We start from the raw sequence: 768 nt of genomic DNA, 5'->3' as shown, positions 1-768 counted from the left end.
ATGTGTTCGGCCTGGCCGGCGACATGCCGCTCTCGCCGATCCGCACGATCGAAGAGGACAAGATCCGCATCGGCCTGCAGGGCCTGCAGCTGGTGGACATGCGTTCGCAGCTGCTGGCGGTCGATGACATGCGCGACAACGCCGTGGACGAGTATTCGCTCGTGCGCGATGCATGGCTGCAGCGCCGCAACTACCAGATCGAGAACGACCTGCGTGGCAAGCATGCGCGCGGCAAGGACGATCCGGACGCCCCGATTCCGGTCGATGCGATGCCGATGCCGAACTGGGGTAACTGATCCCCCACGAGAAAGCCCCGCCGAAGCGGGGCTTTTTTTGTTCCCGCGTCAGCCGATCAGGCCGCCAGCGCGGCGTCGATCGCGGCCACCAGACGGGTATCGTCGGCCGGCACGTCCGGGGCGAAGCGCGCGATGACCTGGCCGTCGCGGCCGATCAGGAACTTCTCGAAGTTCCACAGCACGCCCGGGGCGGCATTGACCACCAGCTCGGGGTACTTGGCCACGGCGCCCTGCAGCTTTTCGCGCATCGGGCCTTCGCCGGTGGCGGTCGGCTGCGCGGCGGTCAGCTGCTGGTACAGCGGATGGGTGTCCTCACCGGCCACGCTGATCTTGGCGAACATCGGGAAGCTGACGTTGTACTCGAGCTGGCAGAACTGCTGGATGTCCGCTTCGCTGCCCGGTTCCTGGGCCAGGAAGTTGTTGGCGGGGAAGCCCAGCACTTCCAGGCCGGCGGCCTGCTTGTCGGCGTACA

Annotated in this window: 2 protein-coding genes; one reads left to right on the top strand and one right to left on the bottom strand. The window is 66.7% G+C overall.

Annotated elements, in window-relative coordinates; genetic code table 11:
* A partial coding sequence (locus AAE045_RS23430; protein WP_455549713.1) for an MlaA family lipoprotein occupies positions 1–296 on the top strand: 296 nt, incomplete at its 5' end.
* A gap of 56 nt (positions 297–352) precedes the next feature.
* Here the strand turns inward: AAE045_RS23430 and AAE045_RS23425 are convergent.
* A partial coding sequence (locus tag AAE045_RS23425; RefSeq protein ID WP_455549712.1) for a glutathione peroxidase occupies positions 353–768 on the bottom strand: 416 nt, incomplete at its 5' end.

It is taken from the genome of Dryocola clanedunensis, from assembly GCF_038405435.1.
GTDB classification, from domain to species: Bacteria; Pseudomonadota; Gammaproteobacteria; order Enterobacterales; family Enterobacteriaceae; genus Dryocola; species Dryocola clanedunensis_A.
The sequence above is the reverse complement of the archived record's forward strand: the minus strand, read 5'-3'. Positions and strand labels throughout refer to the sequence as shown.